Raw genomic sequence first — 24,225 nt, 5'->3', positions numbered from 1 at the left:
ATCACATGAACGACCGTCTCAAGGCCCTGGCCGACGCCGGGGTGTCCATCTGGCTCGACGACCTGTCCCGCGAGCGGCTGGAGACCGGCAACCTCGCCGACCTGGTGAAGAACAGCCACGTCGTCGGGGTCACCTCCAACCCGGCGATCTTCCAGTCCGCGCTGTCCGACGGCGAGCGCTACGACCCGCAGGTCCGCGAGCTCGCGGCTGCCGGTGCGGACGTCGACGAGGCGACCCGCACCATCACCACCGACGACGTCCGCGACGCGTGCCGGGTGATGCGCCCGGTCTTCGACGCGACCGACGGCGTCGACGGTCGGGTCTCCATCGAGGTCTCCCCCGGCTTCGCCCACGACACCGAGCAGACCGTCAAGGAGGCCGCCGAGCTCTGGGAGGTCGTCGGCGAGCCCAACCTGCTCATCAAGATCCCCGGCACGGAGGAGGGGTGGCCGGCGATCACCGAGACGATCGCCGCCGGCATCTCGGTCAACGTGACGCTGATCTTCGGCCTCGAGCAGTACCGCAACGTCATGGAGGCCTACGTCTCCGGGCTGGAGCAGGCCCTGGCCAACGGCCACGAGCTCGCCGACATCCACTCGGTCGCCTCGTTCTTCGTCTCGCGCGTCGACACCGAGATCGACAAGCGCCTCGAGGCGATGACCGACGGTCCCGGCACCGACCCGGGCCTGCGCGGCAAGGCCGGCGTGGCCAACGCCCGGCTCGCGTTCGAGATGTACGAGCAGTTCTTCGCGGGCTCGCGCTGGGAGGCCCTCGAGGCCAAGGGCGCGCGCAAGCAGCGGCCGCTGTGGGCCTCGACGGGTGTCAAGAACCCCGACTACGACGACACGATGTACGTCGTCGACCTCGTCGTCGAGGACACCGTCAACACCATGCCGGAGAAGACCCTCGACGCCGTCGCCGACCACGGCGAGGTGCGCGGTGACCGCGTGCGCCCCTTCTACGACGACGCGCGCGCCCACATGGACGCCCTGGCCGCGGCCGGCATCGACTACGACGACGTCATCGAGGTGCTGATCAAGGAGGGCGTCGACAAGTTCGTCGTCGCCTGGGACGAGCTGCAGACGACCCTGGCCGCGTCGCTCGAGGCCGCCCGGGCATGAGCACCGGCCCGGTGGACCCGACGACGACGGCCGCCTGGGCCGACCTCCAGCGTCTCGCCGACGCCTTCGAGCCGGACCTGCGCTCGGCGGTCACGCCGTCGTGGGTCGCCGCGCAGACGAGCACCGCCGGCGACCTCTTCGTCGACCTGTCGAAGAACCTCTGGGACGCCGACGTCGAGGCGGCGCTGCTGCGCCTGGCCGACCAGGTCGACGTCGCGGGGCGTCGCAGCGCCATGTTCGCCGGGGAGCACATCAACGTCACCGAGGACAGAGCGGTGCTCCACACCGCCCTGCGCCTGCCCGCCGACGCCACGCTGGAGGTCGACGGGCAGGACGTCGTGGCCGACGTGCACGAGGTCCTCGACCGGGTGTTCGCGTTCGCCGACCGGGTCCGGTCGGGCGACTGGACCGGCGTGACCGGTCGGCACATCGAGACCGTGGTCAACATCGGCATCGGCGGGTCCGACCTCGGGCCGGTGATGGCCTACGAGGCGCTCGCGCCCTACCGGAAGGACGGGCTCGCCTGCCGCTTCATCAGCAACATCGACCCGACCGACGCCGGTCAGACCCTCGAGGGCCTCGACCCGGAGACGACGCTGTTCATCGTCTCGAGCAAGACGTTCGGCACGCTGGAGACCCTGACCAACGCGCGTCTCTGCAAGGCGTGGCTGCTCGAGCGGCTCCCCTCCGGGACCGACGAGTCGGCCGCCGTCGCCCAGCACTTCGTCGCCGTCTCCACCGCGCTCGACAAGGTCGCCGACTTCGGCATCGACCCCGCCAACGCGTTCGGCTTCTGGGACTGGGTGGGCGGGCGCTACTCGATGGACTCCGCCATCGGTCTCTCGCTCGTGGTGGCCGTCGGGCCGGAGCACTTCGCCGACCTCCTGGCCGGCTTCCACACCATGGACGAGCACTTCCGCACCGCGCCGCCGGAGGCCAACGTCCCGCTCCGGATGGGTCTGCTCAACGTCTGGTACGCCAACTTCCTCGGCGCCCACACCCACGCGGTCCTGCCCTACTCCCAGCTGCTGCACCGCTTCCCGGCCTACCTCCAGCAGCTCACGATGGAGTCCAACGGCAAGTCCGTGCGCTGGGACGGCGAGGCGGTCGGCTACGACACGGGCGAGGTCTTCTGGGGCGAGCCCGGCACCAACGGCCAGCACGCCTTCTACCAGCTCATCCACCAGGGCACCCGGCTGGTCCCGGCGGACTTCATCGCCTTCGCCAACCCGGCGTACCCGCTCACGGACGGCGACACCGACGTCCACGAGCTGTTCCTGGCGAACTTCTTCGCGCAGACCAAGGCGCTCGCGTTCGGCAGGACCCCCGACGAGGTGCGAGCCGAGGGCGTCGCGGAGGAGCTGGTGTCCGCGCGGACGTTCCCGGGCAACCGACCCACCACCTCGATCATGGCACCCGCCCTCACTCCGAGCGTCCTGGGCCAGCTGGTCGCGCTCTACGAGCACATCACGTTCGTCGAGGGTGCCGTGTGGGGCATCGACAGCTTCGACCAGTGGGGCGTCGAGCTCGGCAAGCAGCTCGCCCAGCAGCTGGGGCCGGCCGTGTCCGGTGACGCGTCCGTCCTCGCCGAGCAGGACCCCTCCACGCAGTCCCTGATCGGCTACTACCAGGAGAACCGAGGCTGATGAGCACCCCGAACCCGCTGCGCGACCCGCAGGACCGACGGCTCCCCCGGATCGCCGGTCCCTGCGGGATGGTGCTCTTCGGTGTCACCGGCGACCTGTCGCGCAAGAAGATCATGCCGGCGATCTACGACCTCGCGAACCGCGGGCTGCTCCCGCCGGGGTTCAGCCTGGTGGGCTTCGCGCGACGAGACTGGGCCGACCAGGACTTCGCGCAGATCGTGCACGACGCCGTCCGCGAGCACGCGCGTACGCCGTTCCGCGAGGAGGTCTGGAACCAGCTCTCCGAGGGATTCCGCTTCGTCCCGGGCGACTTCGACGACGACGTCGCCTTCGACCAGCTGCGTCGCACCGTCGAGGAGCTCGACCAGCTGCGCGGCACCAACGGCAACATGGCGTTCTACCTCGCCATTCCGCCGGGCTTCTTCGGCACCGTGGTCGGCCAGCTCAAGGAGCACGGCCTCGCCGACCACCGCGAGGGCCAGTGGCGGCGCGTGGTCGTGGAGAAGCCGTTCGGCCACGACCTCGAGTCGGCCCGCGAGCTCAACGACATCCTCGCCGGCGTCTTCCCGTCCGGCTCGATCTTCCGGATCGACCACTACCTCGGCAAGGAGACCGTGCAGAACATCCTGGCGATGCGCTTCGCCAACAACATGTTCGAGCCGATCTGGAACTCCAACTACGTCGACCACGTGCAGATCACCATGGCCGAGGACATCGGCATCGGCGGGCGCGCCGGCTACTACGACGGCATCGGTGCGGCGCGCGACGTCATCCAGAACCACCTCCTGCAGCTGATGGCGCTGGTGGCCATGGAGGAGCCGATCGCCTTCGACGCCGAGAGCCTGCGGATCGAGAAGCAGAAGGTGCTCGCGTCGACGGTGCTGCCCCAGCGGCTCGACCTCACCACGGCGCGCGGCCAGTACGCCCCCGGCTGGGCGGGCGGGCAGAAGGTGAACGGCTTCCTCGAGGAGGAGGGCATCAAGGCCACCTCCACGACCGAGACCTACGCCGCCATCACGGTGCACTGCGACACCCGGCGGTGGGCGGGCGTGCCGTTCTACCTCCGCACCGGCAAGCGCCTCGGGCGCCGGGTCACGGAGGTCGCGATCGTCTTCAAGCGCGCACCGCACCTGCCGTTCTCCCAGACCGCGACCGAGGACCTCACGCAGAACGCCCTCGTGATCCGGGTCCAGCCCGACGAGGGCATGACGATGCGCTTCGGCGCCAAGGTGCCGGGCACCGCGATGGAGATCCGCGACGTCAACATGGACTTCGCCTACGGCGGCTCCTTCACCGAGGCGAGTGCCGAGGCCTACGAGCGGCTGATCCTCGACGTCCTCCTCGGCGACCCGCCGCTCTTCCCGCGGCACGAGGAGGTCGAGCTGTCCTGGAAGATCCTCGACCCGGTGCTCGACCACTGGGCCAAGAAGGGCAAGCCCGAGCCGTACGACTCCGGCACCTGGGGGCCCGCGTCCGCCGACGCGATGCTCGCCCGCGACGGCCGCACCTGGAGGAGGCCCTGATGAACACGCCGACCGAGGGGACCCCGACACGATGATCGAGCTCACCGACACCACCTCGTCCGAGATCGCGGCGGAGTTCGTCCGCGCCCGCACGCGCGCCGGCAGCCCGGCGATGGGCATGGTGATGACGCTGATCATCGTCGCGCCCGAGGACGACGCCGTCGAGGCGATGCAGGCGGCGAAGCGGGCCTCGCGCGAGCATCCCTCACGCGTGCTCGGCGTGATCCTCGGCAACGCCCGCGGCACCTCGCACGTCAACGCCCAGGTCGGCAGCGGCGACGGCTGGGGCGGTGAGACCGCGCTGATCCGGCTCAAGGGCGAGGTGGTCAAGCACGCCGAGTCGGTCGTCCTGCCCCTGCTCCTGCCCGACTCCCCCGTCGCGATCTGGTGGCCCACCGCCGCGCCGGCCGACCCGGCCGCGGACCCCCTCGGCCGCCTCGCCCAGCGGCGGATCACCGACGCGGCCGCCGTCTCGCGCGGCAAGTCGACGGCGATGGTCAACCAGTGCCGCTCCTACGCGCCCGGCAACACCGACCTCGCGTGGACCCGGCTCACGCCGTGGCGGGCCCTGCTGGCCGCCGCCCTGGACCAGCACCCGCTCAAGGTGACCGGCGCCAAGGTCACCGCCGAGCGGATCAGCCCGAGCGCCGACCTCCTCGTCGCCTGGCTCTGCGACCGGCTCAAGGTCCCGGTCGCCCGGGCCACGTCGGCCGGACCCGGCATCACCGAGGTCACCATGGACACCAAGGAGGGCCCGATCACCATCGCGCGCTCCGACGGCCGGCTGGCCACCTTCTCCTCCCCGCACCGGCCCGACCGGCCGGTCGCGCTCAAGCGGCGCGAGGTCCCGGCCCTGCTCGCCGAGGAGCTCCGCCGGCTCGACGAGGACGACATGTACGCCGCCACCGCGGCCAAGCTCGTGAAGCTGGAGGGCAAGAAGAAGTGACCGCGTCCGAGGTCCGTCCGTTCCCCAGTCGTGGCGAGCTCGCCACCGACGTCGCCGCCGCGCTCCTCGAGCGGATCGCCGCCACCCAGTCCCGTGGCGAGGTCCCGCACATCGGCCTCACCGGCGGCAGCATCGCCGAGGAGATCCACGCCGCGATCGCCCGCCTGTCGGCCGACTCGGAGGTCGACTGGTCGCGCGTGGTGCTGTGGTGGGGCGACGAGCGCTGGCTGCCCGCCGGGTCCGACGACCGCAACGAGGTCCAGGCCCACCGCGCGTTCATCGACGTCGTGGGCGTCGACCCGGACAACGTGCACGCGATGCCGCCGAGCGATGCGGGCCTCTCGCTGCGCGAGGCCGCGGACGCCTACAGCGCGACGGTGCGCGAGCGGGGCGCGGGCTTCTTCGAGGTGCTGATGCTCGGCATCGGCCCCGACGGGCACGTGGCCTCGCTCTTCCCGGGACACCCGGCGGCCGTGGTCCCCGACGCGATCGTCGTACCTGTCGAGGAGTCGCCGAAGCCGCCGCCCGAGCGGCTCTCCCTCACCTTCGAGGCGATGGAGCGCAGCAACGCGGTGTGGTTCGTGGCTGCCGGCGCGGACAAGGCCGACGCCGTCGCCCGCGCCCTCACCGGGCCGGCCTCCCCCGGCTCCCCCGAGGCCGTCGAGTGCCCGGCCCGCGTGCCCCGCGGCACGGTCGAGACCATCTGGTGGCTCGACGACGCCGCCGCCCCCCAGCGCTGACCGGGCACGTCCTCGCGCTGGCGCGCGCCGACCGGGCACTTCCTCACGCCGGCGCGTGCTGACCGGGCACTTCCTCGCGCTGGCGCGCGCCGAGCGGGCAGTTCCTCGCGCTGTCACCGCGCCAGGTCGATGTACGACGTCTCGCGGCGTCCGAGCGCGGCCCGGGCCCTGGCATGACCGACGTACAGGCGATCGCCCGCGGCGAGCTCGGTGCCGTAGACGTCGTCCTTCCAGAAGACCTCCATCCACCAGTGGCGCTCGTTCGCGAGCCAGGCCAGACGGTTCTCGTCGTCCTCCTCCTGGTCCGTGTCGTGGAACTGCTCCCCGAAGTACTCGGCGCCGAACCGGACGTCCTCGTCGCCCACGTCTATGCGGAAGCGAGGCGTTCCGTCATCGTCGTACACCCAGATCTGCGTACGAGGCCACGCCGGGATGTCGGCCTCGTGCCAGTGCAGCCGAAGGGCGCTCTCCGGGGGTGACTCTGCGCCGTCGTCGGCGAGGGGAGCCAGTCGCCGGAGCTGTACGACGCCGCGGAAGCCCTTGAAGCGATCGACCTCGTCGAGCAGCTCTGCCCGGTCGACACCACCTCGGAGGAACCCGTCGAGCGCTGCGATGGCGTCGTACCGCCAGAGCGAGCGTCCCAGGTCGCACGCCGTTCGCAAGGGTGTGGTCACCGCGAGGTCGCCGACGTGCTGCAGGTCGCGCGCCGCGAGGTCGCGGATCCCACTGGCGACGCCGGACCGGCGCATCCGGCTCTGCTGCCTGCTGGAGAGGTCGAGCTGCGGCATCTCGTGGATCGCGCTGCGCGGGAGCGCATCGACACCGTGGATCCACGCCGCCGTGCGGTCGACGACGACGGCATGCGCGGGCGCCACGAGACTCACGGCTGCCACCCTGAGGCGGAACGAGTCCGGCACCTGGCTGGCGACGAAGACGCCGCGCACCAAGGGCCTGATCAGGCCTCGAGCGACCAGCTTGTGCCGGAGGCTTGCCGGCACCCCGAGCGCGTCGGCCTCGCGCGCGGTGAACGGACGGTCGAGTGGAAGCGGGGCAGATGCGCCGAGCAGGACGACGTCACGGCACCACAGCGGCAGACGGGGCATCGACCGACCATGCCGCAGACGACGCTCCGGCGACGTGAGTCGTCCACAGGCGCGCGCTGCTCAGCGCGAGGAAGTGCCCGGTGAGCGGCCTCCAGCGCGAGGAAGTGCCCGGTCAGCACGTGCCAGCGCGAGGAAGTGCCCGGTCGGTCAGAAGATGATCTCGCCGGACTTCCGGCGGCTGCGCAGCAGCGCGACGGCCTCGTCGAGGATGTCGGCGGCCTCGGTCTCGCTGCGACGCTCCTTCACGTAGGCGAGGTGCGTCTTGTAGGGCTCGATCTTCGGCGCCGGGGGCGGGTTCTCGCTGTCCAGGCTGGCCGGCAGGCCGCACTTCGGGCAGTCCCACGAGTCCGGCACGGCGGCCTCGATCGCGAACGTCACCACCGAGCGGTGGTCGTGACTGCAGAAGTAGGTGACCGTCTGCCGGGGCGCGGCCTCGCCGCGCTCGGCCTCGCCCATGGGGCCAGCCCCGACCCGACTCCCTCGGATCGCGTTTCCTCCACCAGCCACGACTGCTCCTTCTCCCCGCGGACCGGGGGTGTCAGTTGCCCTGGTAGGCCATGAGCAGGCCCAGGGCGATGATGCAGGCAAACCAGATGACGCCGACCCCGACCGTGAACCGGTCGAGGTTGCGCTCAGCCACCGACGATCCCCCCAGGCTGCTGGTCACGCCGCCGCCGAACATGTCGGAGAGGCCACCGCCGCGTCCCTTGTGGAGCAGCACCAGCAGGATCATGATCGCGCTCGCGATGACGAGCAGGATGGTGAAGAGCAGAATCACGAGCGGAAGCCTACGTCACGTCCGTGACGTACCGGTGAGCGCCTCACAGCACCGGCATGTCGTAGAAGCGACAGATGCCGCCGAACTCGTCGACCTGCAGGCTCGCGCCGCCGACCAGGCAGCCGTCGACGTCGGCCTTGTCCATGATCCCGCCGACGTTGGCGGCCTTGACCGACCCGCCGTAGAGCACCCGCAGGCCGTCGGCCGCGGCGTCGCCGTGGACCTCCCGGACCCGCTCGCGGATGGCCGCGCAGACCTCCTGCGCGTCGTCCGGGGTGGCCACCTCGCCCGTGCCGATGGCCCACACGGGCTCGTAGGCGACGACCAGGCCGGCGACCTGCTCGGCGGTGAAGCCGTCGAGCGAGCCGTCGACCTGCGTCAGCGTGAACGGGACGTGCTCCCCCGCCTGGCGGACGTCAAGGCCCTCACCCACGCACACGATCGGCGTCATGCCGGCCGCCAAGGTCTTGTGGGCCTTGGCGTTGACCAGCTCGTCGCTCTCGTTGTGGTACATCCGGCGCTCGGAGTGGCCGACGACGACGTAGGAGCAGCCCAGCTTCGACAGCATGGCCGCCGAGATCTCGCCGGTGTAGGCGCCGTTGTCGTGCACGGACACGTCCTGCGCGCCGTAGCGGATCGCGAGCCGGTCGCCGTCGACGAGCGTCTGCACCGAGCGGAGGTCGGTGAACGGCGGCACCACGACCACCTCGACCTTGCCGTGGTCGTGGCGCTTGTCGGACAGGGTCCAGGCGAGCTTCTGGACGAGCACCACCGCTTCCTGGTGGTTGAGGTTCATCTTCCAGTTGCCCGCCATCAGCGGGGTGCGCCCCTTGGGCTGAGCCACGGCCATGCTCAGGACTTCCTCTCGAGTACGGCGATGCCCGGGAGCTCCTTGCCCTCCAGGAACTCCAGCGACGCGCCACCGCCGGTGGAGATGTGGCCGAAGGCGGCCTCGTCGAAGCCCAGCTTGCGCACGGCAGCGGCCGAGTCACCACCGCCGACGACGGACAGGCCGTCGACCTCGGTCAGCGCCTGCGCCACCGCACGGGTGCCGTCGGCGAAGGCGTCGACCTCGAACACGCCCATGGGACCGTTCCAGAAGACCGTCTTCGCGTCACGCAGCGCCTCCGCGAAGGCCTGCGCCGACTCCGGCCCGATGTCGAGGCCAAGGGCATCGGCCGGGATCTCGGAGGCGGGTACGACGGAGGGCTCGGGCTCGCGGTCGCCCGACGGGAACGCCGTGTCGACCACGACGTCGGTCGGGAGCAGGATCTCCACGCCGCGGTCCGCGGCCTCGGTGAGGTAGCGGGTGCAGGTGTCGAGCTGGTCGTCCTCGAGCAGGCTCTTGCCGACCTCGTGGCCCTGGGCCTTGAGGAAGGTGAAGACCATGCCGCCGCCGATGAGCAGCTTGTCGGCCTTGTCGATGAGGTTGTCGATGACGCCGAGCTTGTCGGACACCTTCGAGCCGCCGAGCACCACGACGTAGGGGCGCTCGGGGTGCTCGGTGAGCCGGCGCAGCACGTCGACCTCGGCCGCGACCAGGCCGCCCATCGCGGACGGCAGCCGCAGCGCGACGTCGTACACGCTCGCCTGCTTGCGGTGGACGACGCCGAAGCCGTCGGAGACGAAGGCGTCGGCCAGCTGGGCGAGCTGGTCGGCGAACGCGCCACGCACGTCGTCGTCCTTGCTGGTCTCACCGTCGTTGAACCGGACGTTCTCCAGCAGCGCGACGTCGCCGTCGGCCAGTGCGGCGACGGTCTCGGCGGCGCTCGACCCGACGGTGTCGGTGGCGAACGCGACCGGGCGCTCGAGCAGCTCGGAGAGCCTGGTGGCCACCGGCTGGAGGGAGTACTTCGGGTCGGGCGAGCCGTCCGGGCGGCCCAGGTGGGCGGTGACGACCACCCGGGCCCCTGCGTCGGACAGCTGCTTGATGGTGGGGACGCTGGCGCGGATCCGGCCGTCGTCGGTGATGGTGGTGCCGTCGAGGGGCACGTTGAGGTCCGAGCGGACCAGGACGCGCTTGCCCGTCAGGTCACCCAGCGAGCTGATGTCGGACATCGGGCTCAGAGCGAGGAGCCGACGTGCGTGATCAGGTCGGCGAGGCGGTTGGAGTAGCCCCACTCGTTGTCGTACCAGCCGAGGACCTTGACCTGGTTGCCGATGACCTTGGTCAGCGGGGCGTCGAAGATGCAGGACGCCGGGTCGGTGACGATGTCGGTGGACACCAGCGGGTCGGTCGAGTACTTCAGGAACCGGCCGTCGGCGGCCGCCTTGACGATCTCGTTGACCTCGTCGACGGAGGTCTCGCGGGAGGCCTCGAAGGTGAGGTCGGTGGCCGAGCCGGTCGGCACCGGGACGCGCATGGCGTAGCCGTCGAGCTTGCCCTTCAGCTCCGGGAGCACCAGGCCGATGGCCTTCGCGGCACCGGTCGAGGTCGGGACCATGTTGAGCGCGGCGGCCCGGGCCCGGCGCGGGTCCTTGTGGATGTTGTCCTGGAGGTTCTGGTCGGCGGTGTAGGCGTGGATCGTCGTCATCAGGCCCTTGGTGATGCCGAGGCCGTCGTTGAGGGCCTTCGCCATGGGGGCGAGGCAGTTGGTCGTGCACGACGCGTTGGAGATGACGGTGTGCGCGGCCGGGTCGTAGAGGTCGTGGTTGACGCCCATCACGATGGTGATGTCCTCGTTGGAGGCCGGCGCGGAGATGATGACCTTCTTGGCGCCCGCGTCGACGTGGGCCTTGGCCTTGGTCGCGTCGGTGAAGAAGCCGGTGGACTCGACGACCACGTCGACGCCCAGGTCGCCCCACTTGAGGGCGGACGGGTCGCGCTCGGCGAAGGCGGCGATGCTCTGGTCGCCGACCATGATCGAGGTGTCGTCGCTGGAGACGTCGGCGTCGAGCCGGCCCAGGATGGAGTCGAACTTGAGCAGGTTGGCGAGCGAGGCGTTGTCGGTGAGGTCGTTGACGCCGACGATCTCGATGTCGGCGCCCGACGCCCGGACGGCGCGGAAGAAGTTGCGGCCGATGCGGCCGAAGCCGTTGATACCTACGCGGACGGTCATGGGTGCATGTCTCCTTGAGGTGTGGGGCCTTCGGTGACCCCGTGGACAACTCTGGCCTTCGGTGACCTACGTCGACCCTATCGGTTGCCGACGTGCGCCAGGACCGCGGTCTCCCGCGGTACGGACAGGTAACTTTGGATCGTTCAAAGGCCTACGAGGAGCCTCACAGGCGGGACGGGCGGCCAGTAGGGCCGAAGGTCCCCTCACGCCTCGTCGGCGAGCATCTCCGGCGTCAGCGACGCCTCGGTGTCCGGGATGCCGAGCTCCTCGGCGCGCTTGTCGGCCATCGCGAGCAGGCGCCGGATGCGGCCCGCGATCGCGTCCTTGGTCAGCACCGGGTCGTGGAGCTGGCCGAGCTCCTCGAGCGAGGCCTGCTTGTGCTCGAGCCGGAGGTGGCCGGCCTGGCGGAGGTGGTCGGGGATCTCCTCGCCGAGGATCTCCAGCGCCCGCTCGACGCGGGCACCGGCGGCCACGGCCGCCCGGGCCGAGCGGCGCAGGTTCGCGTCGTCGAAGTTCGCGAGGCGGTTGGCAGTGGCCCGGACCTCGCGGCGCATCCGGCGCTCCTCCCACGCCATCAGCGACTCGTGGGCGCCGAGGCGGGTCAGGAGCGCGCCGATGGCGTCGCCGTCGCGGATCACGACCCGGTCCACACCGCGGACCTCGCGCGCCTTGGCGGAGATGCCGAGCCGGCGGGCCACACCCACGATCGCGAGGGCCGCCTCGGGTCCGGGACAGGTGATCTCGAGCGAGGAGGACCGGCCGGGCTCGGTCAGGGAGCCGTGGGCGAGGAAGGCGCCGCGCCAGGCGGCGACGGCGTCGCAACCGCCCCCGCTGACGACGGCCGGCGGCAGTCCGCGCACCGGCCGGCCGCGCTGGTCGAGCAGCCCGGTCTGGCGGGCGAGGGCCTCGCCGTCCTTGGTGACGCGCACGATGTAGCGGCTGCCCTTGCGCAGGCCGTTGCCCTGCACCATCACCACGTCGGAGGGATGGCCGTAGACCTCGGAGATGTCCTTGCGCAGGCGGCGCGCTGCGGCGCCGGTGTCGAGCTCGGCCTCGACGACGATCCGGCCGCTGACGATGTGGAGGCCCCCCGCGAAGCGGAGCATGGAGGCCACCTCGGCCTTCCGGCAGCAGGTCTTGGTGATCTGGGTGGAGGCGAGCTCTGCCTTCACCTGTGCCGTCATTGCCATGGTCGGAATCCTGCCATGCGGGTCAACGACCCTCAGCCGCTTCCCTCCATGCTTCCCTCCACGATCCTGCGGAACGCGGCGGCGAGCCGGTCGGGATCGTGACGAGGCTCACCGGGGACCGCGATGTCGTCGACGACGAGCCGGGCGCCACGGTCGGCGACGACCTTGGCGAGCTGGTCGCGGTCGTCGCCCACCGACGTCGCGTCGACCAGCACGGCGTGCACGGGGAGGTCGGGCGCGTGCTCGTAGAGGGCGGCGAGGTGGTCCTCCGGGCCGAACCCCGTCGTCTCGCCCGCCTGGGCCTCGAGGTTGAGCACCACGACGAGGCGGCCGCGGGTCTCCGCAAGGGCCCGGCGCAGGCCGGGCACCATCAGGTGCGGGATGACGGAGGTGAACCACGACCCGGGGCCGAGCACGACCCACTCGGCCGAGCGGATCGCCTCCACGGCCTCGGGGCACGCCTCGGGGTGCTCCGGGACGAGGGCGACGGACTCGATCTGGCCGGCGCTGGAGGCCACCTCGACCTGACCGCGTACGACGGCGACGCGCGCGGGGTCGTCAGGATCGGCGCCGCGGATGCGCGCGGTGATGTCCATGGGCGTGGTGGCCATCGGCAGCACCCGCCCGTGGGCGCCGAGGAGCCGGCCGACCCAGTCGAGCGCCCGGACGGGGTCGCCCATGAGCTCCCAGAGCGAGACGATGAGCAGGTTGCCGACGACGTGGCCCTTCATGTCGCCGTCGCCCGCGAACCGGTGCTGGACGACCTCGGCCCACGTCTGCCCCCACTCGTCGTCGCCGCACAGGGCGGCCAGCGCCATGCGCAGGTCGCCCGGGGGCAGCACGCCGAACTCGCCCCGCAGCCGGCCCGAGGACCCGCCGTTGTCGGCGACGGTCACGACGGCGGTGAGGTCGTCGATGGTGAGCTCGTCGTGCAGGCGCCGCAGCGCCGACAGCGTGGCCGCCAGGCCGTGCCCGCCACCGAGTGCGACCGCGGCCTGCGCGGTGTGGCGGGCCACGTCACTCCCTGCCGAGGTCGCGGTGGGCGGTGCTGACGTCGTGGCCGGCGTCGCGCAGCAGCCCGGCGATCGCCTCGGTCATGGCGACGCTGCGGTGCTTGCCGCCGGTGCAGCCGACCGCGACCTGCATGAACCGCTTGCCCTCCTCCATGTAGCCCTGCGCGACGGTCCGCAGGACCGGGAGGTACTGCTCGAGGAAGACGCCGGCGCCGGGCTGGGACAGGACGTAGGCCGCCACGTCGGGGTCGCGACCGTTCTGCGGGCGCAGCTCGGGCACCCAGTGCGGGTTGGGGAGGAAGCGCATGTCGGCGACCCAGTCGGCGTCGACCGGGATGCCGTACTTGAAGCCGAAGCTGATCACGGTCACCTTCAGGCGCGTGGTGGCCTCGGTGCCGAACAGCGAGGCGATCCGGTCCTGCAGCTGGTGCACGTTGTAGTTGGAGGTGTCGAGCAGCACGTCGGCGTCGCCGCGGATGTCGGCCATCACCTCGCGCTCGCGCTTGAGGCCGTGGAGCAGGCGGCCGCCGGCCTGCAGCGGGTGCGGACGCCGGGCCGCCTCCTGGCGGCGGACGAGCACCTCGTCGGTCGCCTCGAGGAACAGCAGCGTCGTGGGCCGGCCCGTCACCGGCTGGTGCCGGTTGGCCTGGAGGGAGTCGAAGAAGGATCCCGAGCGCACGTCGACGACGACGGCGATCGGCTGGTGGATCCCCCGGCTGTCGTCGACGAGGCGCACGACGTCGCGCACGAGCGTCGGCGGGAGGTTGTCGACCACGAAGAAGCCGAGGTCCTCGAGCTCCTTGGCCGCGGTGCTGCGACCGGCCCCGGTCATGCCGGTGACGATGACCAGCTCGCCGGGCGTCGGCTCCGTGACGGACATCTCCTAGTCCTCCTCGATGATCTCGCCCGTCGCGGTGTTCACCGTGGGGGCCTTGGCCGAAGTCTTGCGGGTCGCGTCGGCCTTCGCGACCGCGTCCTTGATGGCGGCGGCGGTCCGCGGGCCGATGCCGGGCACCAGCGCGATCTGCTCGACCTCGGCCTCGCGCAGCTTCTTGAGCGAGCCGAAGTGCTTGAGCAGCGTCTTGCGGCGCACCTCGCCGAGCCCGGGGACGTCGTCGAGGGTGCTCTCGACCATCGACTTGGAGCGGCGGTTGCGGTGGTGGGTGATGGCGAAGCGGTGGGCCTCGTCGCGGATCCGCTGGAGGAGGTAGAGGCCCTCGCTGGTGCGCGCCATGATCACCGGGTCCTCCTCCCCCGGCAGCCACACCTCCTCGAGCCGCTTGGCGAGCCCGCAGACGGGTACGTCGTTGACGCCGAGGTCGGCGAGCGCCTGCTCGGCGGCGGCGACCTGCGGCGGCCCGCCGTCGACCACGACCAGGGACGGCGCGTAGGCGAACTTCCGCGGCCGGCCGGTCTCGGGATCGACGAGCATCGGACCGGAGTCGGTCGACACCGTCTCGCTGCGGGCCTGCTCGTCGAGCAGCCGGCGGAACCGCCGGGTGATGACCTCGTGCATCGAGGCGACGTCGTTCTGGCCGTCGACGCCGCGGATCACGAACCGGCGGTACTCGGACTTGCGGGCCAGTCCGTCCTCGAAGACGACCATCGACGCCACCACCTCGGTGCCCTGGAGGTTGGAGACGTCGTAGCACTCGATGCGCAGCGGCACCTCGTCGAGGGACAGCGCCTGCTGGATCTCCTCCAGCGCCCGGTTGCGGGTGGTGAGGTCGCTGGCGCGCTTGGTCTTGTGCAGCGCGAGCGCCTGGGCGGCGTTGGTCGCGACCGTCTGCTGGAGGTCTCGCTTGTCGCCGCGCTGCGGCACCCGGATCGCGACCCGGCTCCCCCGCCGCTCGCTCAGCAGCTCCTCGAGCACGCCCGCGTCGGGCGGCAGCGCCGGCACCAGGACCTCGCGCGGGATGGAGTCGTCCTCGCCGCCGTAGAGCTGGAGGAGGAAGTCCTGGACCAGCTCGGGAGTGCCGCCCTCGTCGGTGCGGTCGGCCACCCAGCCGCGCTGACCGCGGATCCGGCCGCCGCGGACGTAGAAGATCTGCACGGCGACCTCGAGCGGGTCCTCGGCGAGCGCGATCACGTCGGCGTCGGTGCCGTCGCCGAGCACCACGGCCTGCTTCTCCAGCGCCTTGGTCAGCGCACCGAGGTCGTCGCGGAGCCGGGCGGCCTTCTCGAAGTCGAGCGCCTCGGAGGCGGCGTACATCTCCTTCTCGATGCGGCGGGTGAAGGCAGTGGTGTTGCCGGCCATGAAGTCGCAGAAGTCGTCGACGATCTCGCGATGCTGCTCGGCGGTGACGTTGCCGACGCACGGGGCGGCGCACTTGTCGATGTAGCCCAGCAGGCACGGCCGACCGATCTGGGAGGACCGCTTGAACACGCCGTTGCTGCAGGAGCGCATCGGGAAGACCCGCAGCAGCAGGTCGACGGTCTCGCGGATCGCCCAGGCGTGGCTGTAGGGGCCGAAGTAGCGGGTGCCCTTGCGCTTGGCGCCGCGCCCCACCATCACGCGCGGGAACTCCTCGCCGACGGTGACCGCCAGCCAGGGGTAGGACTTGTCGTCGCGGTACTTGACGTTGAACCGCGGGTCGAACTCCTTGATCCAGCTGTACTCCAGCTGGAGGGCCTCCACCTCGGTGTCGACGACGGTCCACTCGACGCTCGCGCCGGTGGTGACCATGGTGGCCGTGCGGGGGTGCAGGTTGCCGATGTCCTGGAAGTACGACGACAGTCGCGGACGCAGGCTCTTGGCCTTCCCGACGTAGATGACGCGGCCCTTGGCGTCGCGGAAGCGGTAGACCCCCGGCTTGGTCGGGATCGACCCGGGTGCGGGTCGGTAGGAGCTCGGGTTGGCCACCCGCCAACCCTACGGGCGGCCCCCGACACCCGGTGCGGGGTGGGGGCCGCCCGGTCGGGCGTCAGCTCACTTCACCTTCTTGGGCCTCGACTTCACCGTCGCCGACCGGAAACCCTTCTTCTTCCCGGTCACCTTCACGACCAGCTTCTTGCCGCGCAGGGACCGCGTGATCCTGAGCTTCTTGCCGGTCCCGCCGCGGATCGCCTTCTTGCCGGCGAACCACCGGTAGGAGAGCTTCGTGCCCTTGGTCCAGCCCTTGACGCGTGCCTTCACCCGCTTGCCGACCTTGGCCTTGCCGCCGATCGTGGGCCGCGTGGTGACGAGCTTGCCGATCCGGATCCTGCGGGTCGCCTCCGAACGCGCGTACGTCGTGCTGGCGAAGCCGAAGGCACGCGGGAACTCGCTGACCTGGATCTTCTTGCCCTTGTCCTTGCGGGTCAGCCGATAGGTGCTGCCGGTGACGCCCTTGATGACGTCGCCGTTGCGGGTCCACCGGTAGACCGGCGCGTAGCCGCCCGGTTTCTGCCCGTAGTAGTCCACCCAGTCCAGGCCCTGCGCGGTGAGGACGCCGCCGACGCGCGTGCTGCCGGTGATCTCCGGGTAGCGGCGGGTGCCGTTGGCGTACCACGCCGCGGGTGCGACCGTCTGCGGTGCCGAGGTGCGCGACACCGGGTCGTAGCCCGGGGCGTAGGCCGTCACGGTGACGCTGAGCGCCCCTCCCGCCATGGCCGGCGTGGGCTGGAAGGTCGGGTCCTCGGCGCCCGGGACGGGCTGGCCGTTGATCAGCCACTGGTAGCGGTAGCCGCCGGGGGCGGGGGTGAAGCCGCTCGCCGTCGCCGTCACGTCGCGCAGCGCGGTGGGGGCGGTCATGCCGGCGGTGCCCCCGGAGACGGTGCCGATCGCGGCGCCTCGGGTGATGGTCACCGAGCTGCCGTTGCCGACGACCCGGAGCCGGCCGCTGCCGCTGGTCCAGGCCTCGCCGCCGGTCAGGACGCCGTCGTTGCCGGGCACGGGCTGCAGGAACGCGCCGCTCGTCTCGTTCTCGCGCTCGACCGTCAGGCCGGCGAGGTAGTCCTGGCCGTAGCTGCCGCTGGTGTAGTTGCAGGAGCCGGAGACGTAGCAGGTGCCGGCGTCGTTGCCGGTGCCGGTGCGGTAGTCGACGAAGTGGCGTCGGCCGTTGTCGGGGTCGATGAACACGACGCTGCGCAGGCCGCTGGCGGCCGCGCGCGGGGCCAGGGACCAGGACCCGCCGCCACTGCCGTCGACGGTCTCGCCGGCGGCGACGATGCCCTGCTCCCAGCGGTAGACCGTGCCGAGGACGGGGCTGCGGTACTGGTCGGGCCCGGCGCCCATCACCTCGTAGACGTCGCCGTACTCGGCGGAGCGGTTGTTGGCGTGCTGGAGGCCGACGTTGTGGCCGAACTCGTGGTCGAGCGTCGGCTGCGGCTGCGGTCGCGCGTCGATGATGACCGCCCCGCCGTTGCCGAAGGACGTGCCGATCCGGCCGCGGCCGCTGGTGGTGCCGCCGCAGCCGTTGGGCACGACGACGACGAGGTGGTTGCTGCTGGCGCCCGAGAAGTCGACGCCGGGGAAGGCGGCGCTGCCGACGGCCTGGGTGATCGCGCCGAAGTCGGCGCCACCGTTGCCGAGGCCGCAGCCGCCCGCGGCGGAGCCTGCGGTCGACGCGACGGGGACCACGCCGGACACGCGCGTCCAGGACGGGATCTGGCCGCCGGACTCACGAACCCAGTAGGCCTGGGAGGCGTCGACGGTCGCGATGATCTGCGCGTCGGTGAGCGCGATCGGGCCGAAGTTGGTCACCTTGGCGACGTACGTCGTGTGGTTGGTCGGGCCGGGCGACGGCGCCGGCTCGGACGTGCGGGCGTCGACGACCTCCATCGGCGTGCCGGACGTCGCGGCGCGGCGCAGCGTGCTGGCCCGCATCGACCCGGTCAGGCGCGCGCCGGTGCCCACGCCCGGCACGGCGAGCGTGCCGGCGAAGGCGGACAGCGGCTCGGCCGTGAAGCCGTCGGCCAGCTCGACGGTGCGGCCCGAGGGCAGCAGCAGCGAGTAGCGGTCGTCCTCGCCCTCGCCGGCGGTCACCAGGACCGTTCCCGAGACCTCGAGGGTGTTGCGCGCCCCGCCCGCCGGGGTGGCGGCGCCACCCTGCGTCGGCGAGAGCAGCGCGGCGGCGACGGCGACCACCGTCGCGGCCGTGACCCGCTTCCGAACAGCCTGCAACGACATGTGGTGCTCCCCCTGCGCAGTGCCCCCGTCCGGGGCGTCCGGGGAGCATTGTGTCTCACCGGCATGGTTCTCAAACCTGGGGCGCTCCCGGTCGGTGGGGTCAGTACAGGAGGTTGACGGCCTGGAGCTGCGCCCACTGGGTGAACCAGGTCCACCAGCCGAGGAGCATGGCGACGCCGATGCCCACCATCGCCAGGCCGGCGACGGCGTTGACGGTGCGCCGGTGGTTGCTGATCAGCCGGAAGGCACGGAGGGCGACGTGCCACATGAGCGCGGCCGCCACGAACGGCAGGCCGAACCCGACGGTGTAGACGGCCAGCAGCAGACCACCCTGCACCGGCGAGGTGGAGGACGACGCCATGGTGAGGATCGCTCCCAGCACCGGCCCGACGCACGGCAGCCAGACCACGGCGAACATCGCGCCCAGGACGGGCGCGAAGCCGAGGCCCACCCCCGGCAGGCCCTTGACGCCGATCGCGGTGCCCCGCAGCGGCACCAGGCCGAGGAAGACCAGGCCCGAGAGGATCATCAGGACGCCCAGGACGATCGTGAACGAGTCCATGTGCCGCCAGGTGAACCAGCCCAGGCTCCCCGCGGCGACGCCGAGGGCGACGAAGACGACGCCGAACCCCGACACGAACAGCAGCGAGCCGGTCAGCATCCGCCCGCGCCGGGCGACGCCGTCCGCGATGTCGGAGACGGCGAGGCCGGTCGCGTAGGAGAGGTACGCCGGCACCAGCGGCAGGATGCACGGGGAGAAGAACGACACGAAGCCCGCGAGCAGCGCGAGGGGTGTCGCCACCACCAGGTTGTCGCTGATGTCGTCCTCCTGCTGGTCGTGCCCGCTCCCCGATGGTAGTCCTGCGCGCGCCTCGCCGACGAAGCGGGACGTACGGCGACGACCGGGGAGCGGTCCCCTCAGGCCCGGGTGATCGAGTCGCCCGAGACGGTGATCTCGACTTCCTCGAGCGCCGCGGTGGCGGGGCCCGAGAGGGGCGAGCCGTCGTCGAGCGAGAACTTGCTGCTGTGGCACGGGCAGGGGATGTCGCCCTCGGTGCTCGACTCGACCAGGCAGCCCCGGTGGGTGCAGACGGCCGTGAACGCCTTGAAGTCGCCCTCGGTCGGCTGGGTCACCACGACCTTGGCCCCGGAGACCACGAAGCAGCCCCCGACCGGTACGTCGGCGACGGCCGCCAGCTCCTCCCCCGGCGTGCCCCCCGCGTCGCCCGACCCCGTCGAGTCATCGGCGTCAGAGCTGTCGGAGCCGCAGGCGGCGAGGACCGGCACCCCCACGGCGACGGCGGCGGAGCCGGTCAGGGCACGACGTCGGTTGATCGCAGTCATGGCGGGGACAGTAGCCAGCGGTCCTGAGAGGAGCCTGTGACGACGCCGCCTACGCCCGCTTCGCGCTCGTCTTCTTTGCGGTGGCCTTCCGCGGCGCCGCCTTCTTCGCCGGCGCCTTCGTGGCGGCCGTCTTCTTCGCGGCCGTCTTCTTCGTGGCCGTGGCGCGCCCCGGCGCCGAGGCGGCGGCCGCGGTCGCCCGACGGGGCTTGCCCGGCTGCTTGGCCGCACGTCCCTCGAGGATCGGCGCGAGGAAGGTGCCGGTGTGGCTCTCGGGCACCGCAGCGACCTCCTCGGGCGTGCCCTCGGCGACGACCGTGCCGCCGCGCGAGCCGCCCTCGGGGCCCATGTCGACGAGCCAGTCCGCGGTCTTGATGACGTCGAGGTTGTGCTCGATCACCAGCACCGTGTTGCCCTTGTCGACCAGGCTGGACAGGACACCGAGCAGCTTGCGGATGTCCTCGAAGTGCAGGCCGGTGGTCGGCTCGTCGAGGACGTAGACCGTGCGGCCCGTGGACCGCTTCTGCAGCTCGCTGGCGAGCTTGACGCGCTGCGCCTCGCCGCCGGACAGGGTGGTGGCCGGCTGCCCGAGGCGGACGTAGCCGAGGCCGACCTCCTGCAGGGTGTTCATGTGGCGCGCGATCGCGGGGACCGCGGCGAAGAACTCGGCTGCCTCCTCGATCGGCATGTCGAGCACCTCAGCGATCGTCTTGCCCTTGTAGTGGACCTCGAGCGTCTCGCGGTTGTAGCGGGCGCCGTGGCACACCTCGCACGGGACGTAGACGTCCGGCAGGAAGTTCATCTCGATCTTGATCGTGCCGTCGCCCGAGCACGCCTCGCAGCGGCCGCCCTTGACGTTGAACGAGAAGCGTCCCTGGAGGTAGCCCCGCATCTTGGCCTCGGGGGTCGAGGCGAAGAGGCGGCGGATGTGGTCGAAGACACCGGTGTAGGTCGCCGGGTTGGACCGCGGCGTGCGGCCGATCGGCGACTGGTCGACGTGGATGACCTTGTCGACGTGCTCGAGGCCGGTGATCTTCGTGTGGCGGCCGGGGACGGCGCGCGCGTTGTAGATCTGCTTGGCCAGTGAGGTGTAGAGGATGTCGTTGACCAGCGTCGACTTGCCCGAGCCCGAGACGCCGGTGACGGCGCAGAAGACGCCGAGCGGGAAGCTGACGTCGACGTTCTGCAGGTTGTGCTCGCGGGCGCCGTGCACCTTGAGCTCGCGGCCGACCGTGCGCGGACGGCGGACGGCGGGGATGGGGATCTCGCGGCGACCGCTGAGGTACTGGCCGGTCATCGAGTCGGGGTGGGTCAGCAGGTCCTCGACGGAGCCCGAGTGCACCACCTGGCCGCCGTGCTCGCCGGCGCCCGGCCCGATGTCGACCACCCAGTCGGCCACCCGCACGGTGTCCTCGTCGTGCTCGACGACGATCAGGGTGTTGCCGAGGTCCTTGAGCCGGACGAGGGTCTCGATGAGGCGGTGGTTGTCGCGCTGGTGCAGGCCGATCGACGGCTCGTCGAGGACGTAGAGCACGCCCACGAGGCCGGCGCCGATCTGGGTGGCGAGGCGGATGCGCTGCGCCTCGCCGCCCGACAGCGACCCGCTGGGCCGGTCGAGGGAGAGGTAGTCGAGGCCGACGTCGAGGAGGAACTGGAGCCGCTCCTGGATCTCCTTGAGCACCCGCTCGCCGATCTGGCGCTCGCGCACGCTGAGGTCGAGGTTGCGGAGGTAGTCGGCCGTCTCGTTGATCGGCAGCGCGCAGACCTCGGCGATGTTCTTGCCGCCCTTGTCCTTCGGACCGAGGGTCACCGAGACCGAGACGGGCTTGAGGCGGGTGCCCTTGCAGGCCGGGCACGGGACCTCGCGCATGAAGCCCTCGAAGCGCTCCCGGCTCGTGTCGGACTCCGCCTCGCGGTGGCGGCGCTCGACGTAGGGGCGCACGCCCTCGAACGCGGCGTAGTAGGCGCGCTGGCGGCCGTAGCGGTTCTTGGTGACGACGTGGACCTTGGTCTTGTGGCCCTCCAGCAGCGAGGTGCGCGCGTGCGAGGAGAGCTGGTCCCACGGGGTGTTGAGGTCGAAGCCGAGCTCCTCGCCCAGCGCGTTGACCAGCCGGAGGAAGTAGTCGGCGACGTGGGCGCCGCTCCACGGCGCGATGGCACCCTCGCCGAGCGTCGCGCCCGGGTCGGGGACGACCAGCTCGGGGTCGACCTCCATCTTCGTGCCGAGGCCGGAGCAGACCGGGCAGGCCCCGAACGGCGAGTTGAACGAGAACGAGCGCGGCTCGAGGTCGTCGGTGTCGATGGGGTGGTCGTTGGGGCACGCCATCTTCTCGGAGAACCGCATCTCGCGGTGCGGGTCCTTGTCGTCGAGGTCGACGAAGTCGAACACGACGAGGCCGCCGGCGAGGCCGAGCGCGGTCTCGACCGAGTCGGTCAGGCGGCGCTTGGAGGACTCCTTCACCGCGAGCCGGTCGACCACGACCTCGATGGTGTGCTTGAGCTTCTTGTCGAGGGTCGGCGGCTCGTCGAGGGAGTGCGTCTGCCCGTCGACCCGCGCACGGCTGAACCCCTGCTGCTGGAGCTGGCGGAAGAGCTCGACGTACTCGCCCTTGCGGCCGCGGATGACCGGCGCGAGGACCTGGAAGCGACGGCCCTCCTCGAGGGCGAGGACGCGGTCGACGATCTGCTGCGGCGTCTGGCGCTCGATGGGCGCGCCGCAGGTCGGGCAGTGCGCCCGACCGGCGCGGGCGTAGAGGAGGCGGAGGTAGTCGTAGACCTCGGTGATCGTGCCCACGGTCGAGCGCGGGTTCTTCGAGGTGGACTTCTGGTCGATGCTGACCGCCGGGCTGAGGCCCTCGATGAAGTCGACGTCGGGCTTGTCCATCTGACCGAGGAACTGGCGCGCGTAGGCGGACAGCGACTCGACGTAGCGGCGCTGGCCCTCGGCGAAGATGGTGTCGAACGCGAGGCTGGACTTGCCCGAGCCGGACAGGCCGGTGAAGACGATGAGGGAGTCCCGCGGGAGGTCGAGCGACACGTCCTTCAGGTTGTGCTCGCGGGCGCCCCGGATGATGAGCTGGTCGGCCACAGTGGTCCTCGTTCGTGGGAGCATGGCAGAGTCGAACACATGTTCGTCTCGATGGAGGGTCGGGGTCAAACCGACACGCTCTACCACCCTATGTCGCAGCACCGACAACGGGCCCATCCGTCACCCGACCGGGTGGGTCACGACGAGGTGGCACGATGGGTCGCGTGACCGACCTCACTGGCCTCTCCCCCGATCTCCTGGCGCGGGCCGACCGGGAGCTGATCCGCACCGTCGACGGCCTGCCCGACCCGGCGTACGCCGAGCCGTCGCTCCTGCCCGGCTGGACCCGTGCCCACGTCGTCGCCCACGTCACGCTGAACGCCGAGGCGCTCGCCGGCGTCCTGCACGGTGCCCACCTCGGCGACCCGCCGACGATGTACGCCTCCCAGGAGGCTCGCGACGCCGACATCGAGGAGCTCGCAGGCGTGGCGCCGACCGAGCTCCGCGAGCGCCTCCTCGCCGCGACCGGACGCTTCACCGAGGCGCTCGAGGCCATGGCGCCGGCCGACTGGGAGGGCCGGTTCGACCGCACGCCCGGCGGCCGGTCGATCGCGCTCGCCAACGTCCCGCTCATGCGGGTGCGCGAGGTGGAGATCCACCACGCCGACCTCGACGCCGGCTACGGCCCCGACGACTGGGAGGCGGACTTCCGGCGCGTCCTGCTCGACTCGCTGACGAAGTTCACCACGCGCGAGGCGTTCACCGTGCGGCCGACCGACCTCGACGGCACCTGGGACTACGGAGAGGGTGACGGCGGCCCCGTCGTCACCGGTACGGCGGCCGCGCTGGGCTGGTGGCTCACCGGTCGCGGGTCGGGAGAGGGCCTGACGTCCGACACCGGCACGCTGCCGGAGATGGAGGCGTGGTGAACGACACCTACACCGGCACGGTCTCCCCGGGTGGGGACCCCGACGTCCGCACGCTGGGCTGCCTGACGCTCACCAAGGTCGCGGTCGACGAGCAGATGTCGAACAACTGCTACCTGCTGCACTGCGCCGAGACCGACGAGGTCGTGCTCGTCGACGCCGCGGCCGAGCCGTCGCGCCTGCTCGAGCTGGTCGGCGACCGCACCCTCACCTCGATCGTCACGACCCACCAGCACTGGGACCACCACCGCGCGCTGGCGGCCGTCAAGGCCGCGCACCCCGGGGCCATCGTCGTCGCCGGGGTCCCCGACGCCGACGCCATCGAGGAGCAGACCGGTGTCACGGTCGACCGTCGGGTCGGCGAGGGCGACAAGGTCGCCGTCGGCACCTGCGACCTGCGCGTGATCCCGGTCGCCGGCCACACGCCCGGCTCGATCTGCCTGCTGCTCGACGACACCCAGGTCGCCCCCACGCCCCACCTGTTCACGGGCGACTGCCTGTTCCCCGGCGGCGTGGGAGCCACCTTCGGCGACGCCGAGGCCTTCGCCCAGCTCATCGACGACGTCGAGACGAAGATCTTCGACCGGCTCCCCGACGAGACGTGGTTCTACCCCGGCCACGGCGACGACGGGGTGCTCGGCGACGAGCGCCCCCACCTGGCGGAATGGCGCGAGCGGGGCTGGTGACCCCCGTCGTGGCAG

General features: G+C 71.5%; 21 protein-coding genes. 7 read left to right on the top strand and 14 right to left on the bottom strand.

Translation table 11 applies throughout. The features are described from left to right. Positions 1 to 5: 5 nt before the first annotated feature. The 5 genes from tal to pgl are packed head-to-tail and all read left to right on the top strand — an operon-like array spanning position 6 to position 5,976. A complete protein-coding gene (gene tal / locus Q9S36_RS44425) occupies positions 6 to 1,121 on the top strand; it encodes a transaldolase (protein ID WP_311291156.1) in 1,116 nt (371 codons plus the stop codon). Further along, a complete protein-coding gene (gene pgi / locus Q9S36_RS44420) occupies positions 1,118 to 2,767 on the top strand; it encodes a glucose-6-phosphate isomerase (protein ID WP_311291155.1) in 1,650 nt (549 codons plus the stop codon). Before tal ends, pgi begins: the two co-directional genes overlap by 4 nt. Further along, on the top strand, positions 2,767 to 4,290 hold the full coding sequence (zwf, locus tag Q9S36_RS44415) for a glucose-6-phosphate dehydrogenase (RefSeq protein ID WP_311291154.1): 1,524 nt from the start codon (positions 2,767 to 2,769) through the stop codon (positions 4,288 to 4,290). Before pgi ends, zwf begins: the two co-directional genes overlap by 1 nt. 31 nt (positions 4,291 to 4,321) lie before the next feature. Further along, on the top strand, positions 4,322 to 5,236 hold the full coding sequence (locus tag Q9S36_RS44410; protein WP_311291153.1) for a glucose-6-phosphate dehydrogenase assembly protein OpcA: 915 nt from the start codon (positions 4,322 to 4,324) through the stop codon (positions 5,234 to 5,236). Beyond that, positions 5,233 to 5,976, top strand: coding sequence for a 6-phosphogluconolactonase (gene pgl / locus Q9S36_RS44405; RefSeq protein ID WP_311291152.1), 744 nt, complete (start codon positions 5,233 to 5,235; stop codon positions 5,974 to 5,976). The genes Q9S36_RS44410 and pgl overlap by 4 nt, the downstream gene beginning before the upstream one ends. A 113-nt stretch (positions 5,977 to 6,089) precedes the next feature. On the opposite strand, the gene Q9S36_RS44400 is transcribed toward pgl, so the two are convergent. The 14 genes from Q9S36_RS44400 to uvrA all read right to left on the bottom strand — a co-directional run bounded on the left by Q9S36_RS44400 (position 6,090) and on the right by uvrA (position 22,682). Further along, positions 6,090 to 7,079, bottom strand: coding sequence for a hypothetical protein (locus Q9S36_RS44400; RefSeq protein WP_311291151.1), 990 nt, complete (start codon positions 7,077 to 7,079; stop codon positions 6,090 to 6,092). A 147-nt stretch (positions 7,080 to 7,226) separates the two neighbouring features. Beyond that, positions 7,227 to 7,586: an RNA polymerase-binding protein RbpA gene (locus Q9S36_RS44395; protein WP_311291150.1), complete on the bottom strand. Its 360-nt coding sequence runs from the start codon at positions 7,584 to 7,586 to the stop codon at positions 7,227 to 7,229. 31 nt (positions 7,587 to 7,617) lie between these two features. Next, a complete protein-coding gene (secG, locus tag Q9S36_RS44390; protein WP_311291149.1) occupies positions 7,618 to 7,857 on the bottom strand; it encodes a preprotein translocase subunit SecG in 240 nt (79 codons plus the stop codon). A 43-nt stretch (positions 7,858 to 7,900) separates the two neighbouring features. Then, complete coding sequence (gene tpiA, locus Q9S36_RS44385) at positions 7,901 to 8,707, bottom strand: triose-phosphate isomerase (RefSeq protein ID WP_396653966.1); 807 nt, start codon at positions 8,705 to 8,707, stop codon at positions 7,901 to 7,903. Positions 8,708 to 8,709: 2 nt separating this feature from the next. Beyond that, on the bottom strand, positions 8,710 to 9,915 hold the full coding sequence (locus Q9S36_RS44380) for a phosphoglycerate kinase (RefSeq protein ID WP_311291148.1): 1,206 nt from the start codon (positions 9,913 to 9,915) through the stop codon (positions 8,710 to 8,712). 5 nt (positions 9,916 to 9,920) lie between these two features. Continuing rightward, on the bottom strand, positions 9,921 to 10,916 hold the full coding sequence (gene gap / locus Q9S36_RS44375; protein WP_311291147.1) for a type I glyceraldehyde-3-phosphate dehydrogenase: 996 nt from the start codon (positions 10,914 to 10,916) through the stop codon (positions 9,921 to 9,923). Between the two features lie 203 nt (positions 10,917 to 11,119). After that, positions 11,120 to 12,106 (bottom strand): DNA-binding protein WhiA, encoded by a 987-nt coding sequence (gene whiA, locus Q9S36_RS44370; RefSeq protein WP_311291146.1) that lies wholly within the window; start codon positions 12,104 to 12,106, stop codon positions 11,120 to 11,122. 32 nt (positions 12,107 to 12,138) lie between these two features. Beyond that, positions 12,139 to 13,122: a uridine diphosphate-N-acetylglucosamine-binding protein YvcK gene (yvcK, locus tag Q9S36_RS44365; RefSeq protein ID WP_311291145.1), complete on the bottom strand. Its 984-nt coding sequence runs from the start codon at positions 13,120 to 13,122 to the stop codon at positions 12,139 to 12,141. 1 nt (position 13,123) lies between these two features. After that, entirely contained in the window at positions 13,124 to 13,999 is an 876-nt protein-coding gene (gene rapZ, locus Q9S36_RS44360; RefSeq protein WP_311291144.1) for an RNase adapter RapZ, read from the bottom strand. Between the two features lie 3 nt (positions 14,000 to 14,002). Further along, positions 14,003 to 15,982: an excinuclease ABC subunit UvrC gene (uvrC, locus tag Q9S36_RS44355; protein ID WP_311291143.1), complete on the bottom strand. Its 1,980-nt coding sequence runs from the start codon at positions 15,980 to 15,982 to the stop codon at positions 14,003 to 14,005. Positions 15,983 to 16,048: 66 nt separating this feature from the next. Beyond that, the gene (locus Q9S36_RS44350; RefSeq protein WP_311291142.1) at positions 16,049 to 18,229 is read right to left on the bottom strand and encodes a hypothetical protein; all 2,181 of its coding nucleotides are present in this window, start codon (positions 18,227 to 18,229) and stop codon (positions 16,049 to 16,051) included. Between the two features lie 100 nt (positions 18,230 to 18,329). Beyond that, the gene (locus tag Q9S36_RS44345) at positions 18,330 to 19,031 is read right to left on the bottom strand and encodes a cytochrome c biogenesis CcdA family protein (RefSeq protein WP_311291141.1); all 702 of its coding nucleotides are present in this window, start codon (positions 19,029 to 19,031) and stop codon (positions 18,330 to 18,332) included. A 116-nt stretch (positions 19,032 to 19,147) separates the two neighbouring features. Next, complete coding sequence (locus Q9S36_RS44340) at positions 19,148 to 19,573, bottom strand: Rieske (2Fe-2S) protein (protein ID WP_311291139.1); 426 nt, start codon at positions 19,571 to 19,573, stop codon at positions 19,148 to 19,150. Positions 19,574 to 19,622: 49 nt separating this feature from the next. Beyond that, on the bottom strand, positions 19,623 to 22,682 hold the full coding sequence (uvrA, locus tag Q9S36_RS44335; protein ID WP_396653965.1) for an excinuclease ABC subunit UvrA: 3,060 nt from the start codon (positions 22,680 to 22,682) through the stop codon (positions 19,623 to 19,625). A 140-nt stretch (positions 22,683 to 22,822) separates the two neighbouring features. Between uvrA and Q9S36_RS44330 the strand changes: the two genes are divergently transcribed. Both Q9S36_RS44330 and Q9S36_RS44325 read left to right on the top strand, forming a co-directional pair. After that, complete coding sequence (locus Q9S36_RS44330; RefSeq protein WP_311291137.1) at positions 22,823 to 23,527, top strand: maleylpyruvate isomerase family mycothiol-dependent enzyme; 705 nt, start codon at positions 22,823 to 22,825, stop codon at positions 23,525 to 23,527. Continuing rightward, positions 23,524 to 24,210: an MBL fold metallo-hydrolase gene (locus Q9S36_RS44325; RefSeq protein ID WP_311291135.1), complete on the top strand. Its 687-nt coding sequence runs from the start codon at positions 23,524 to 23,526 to the stop codon at positions 24,208 to 24,210. Before Q9S36_RS44330 ends, Q9S36_RS44325 begins: the two co-directional genes overlap by 4 nt. Positions 24,211 to 24,225: the final 15 nt, after the last annotated feature.

Source organism: Microbacterium sp. ARD31 (assembly GCF_031844425.1).
Note: the sequence above shows the minus strand (reverse complement) of the source record. Positions and strands in the feature narration are given on the sequence as shown.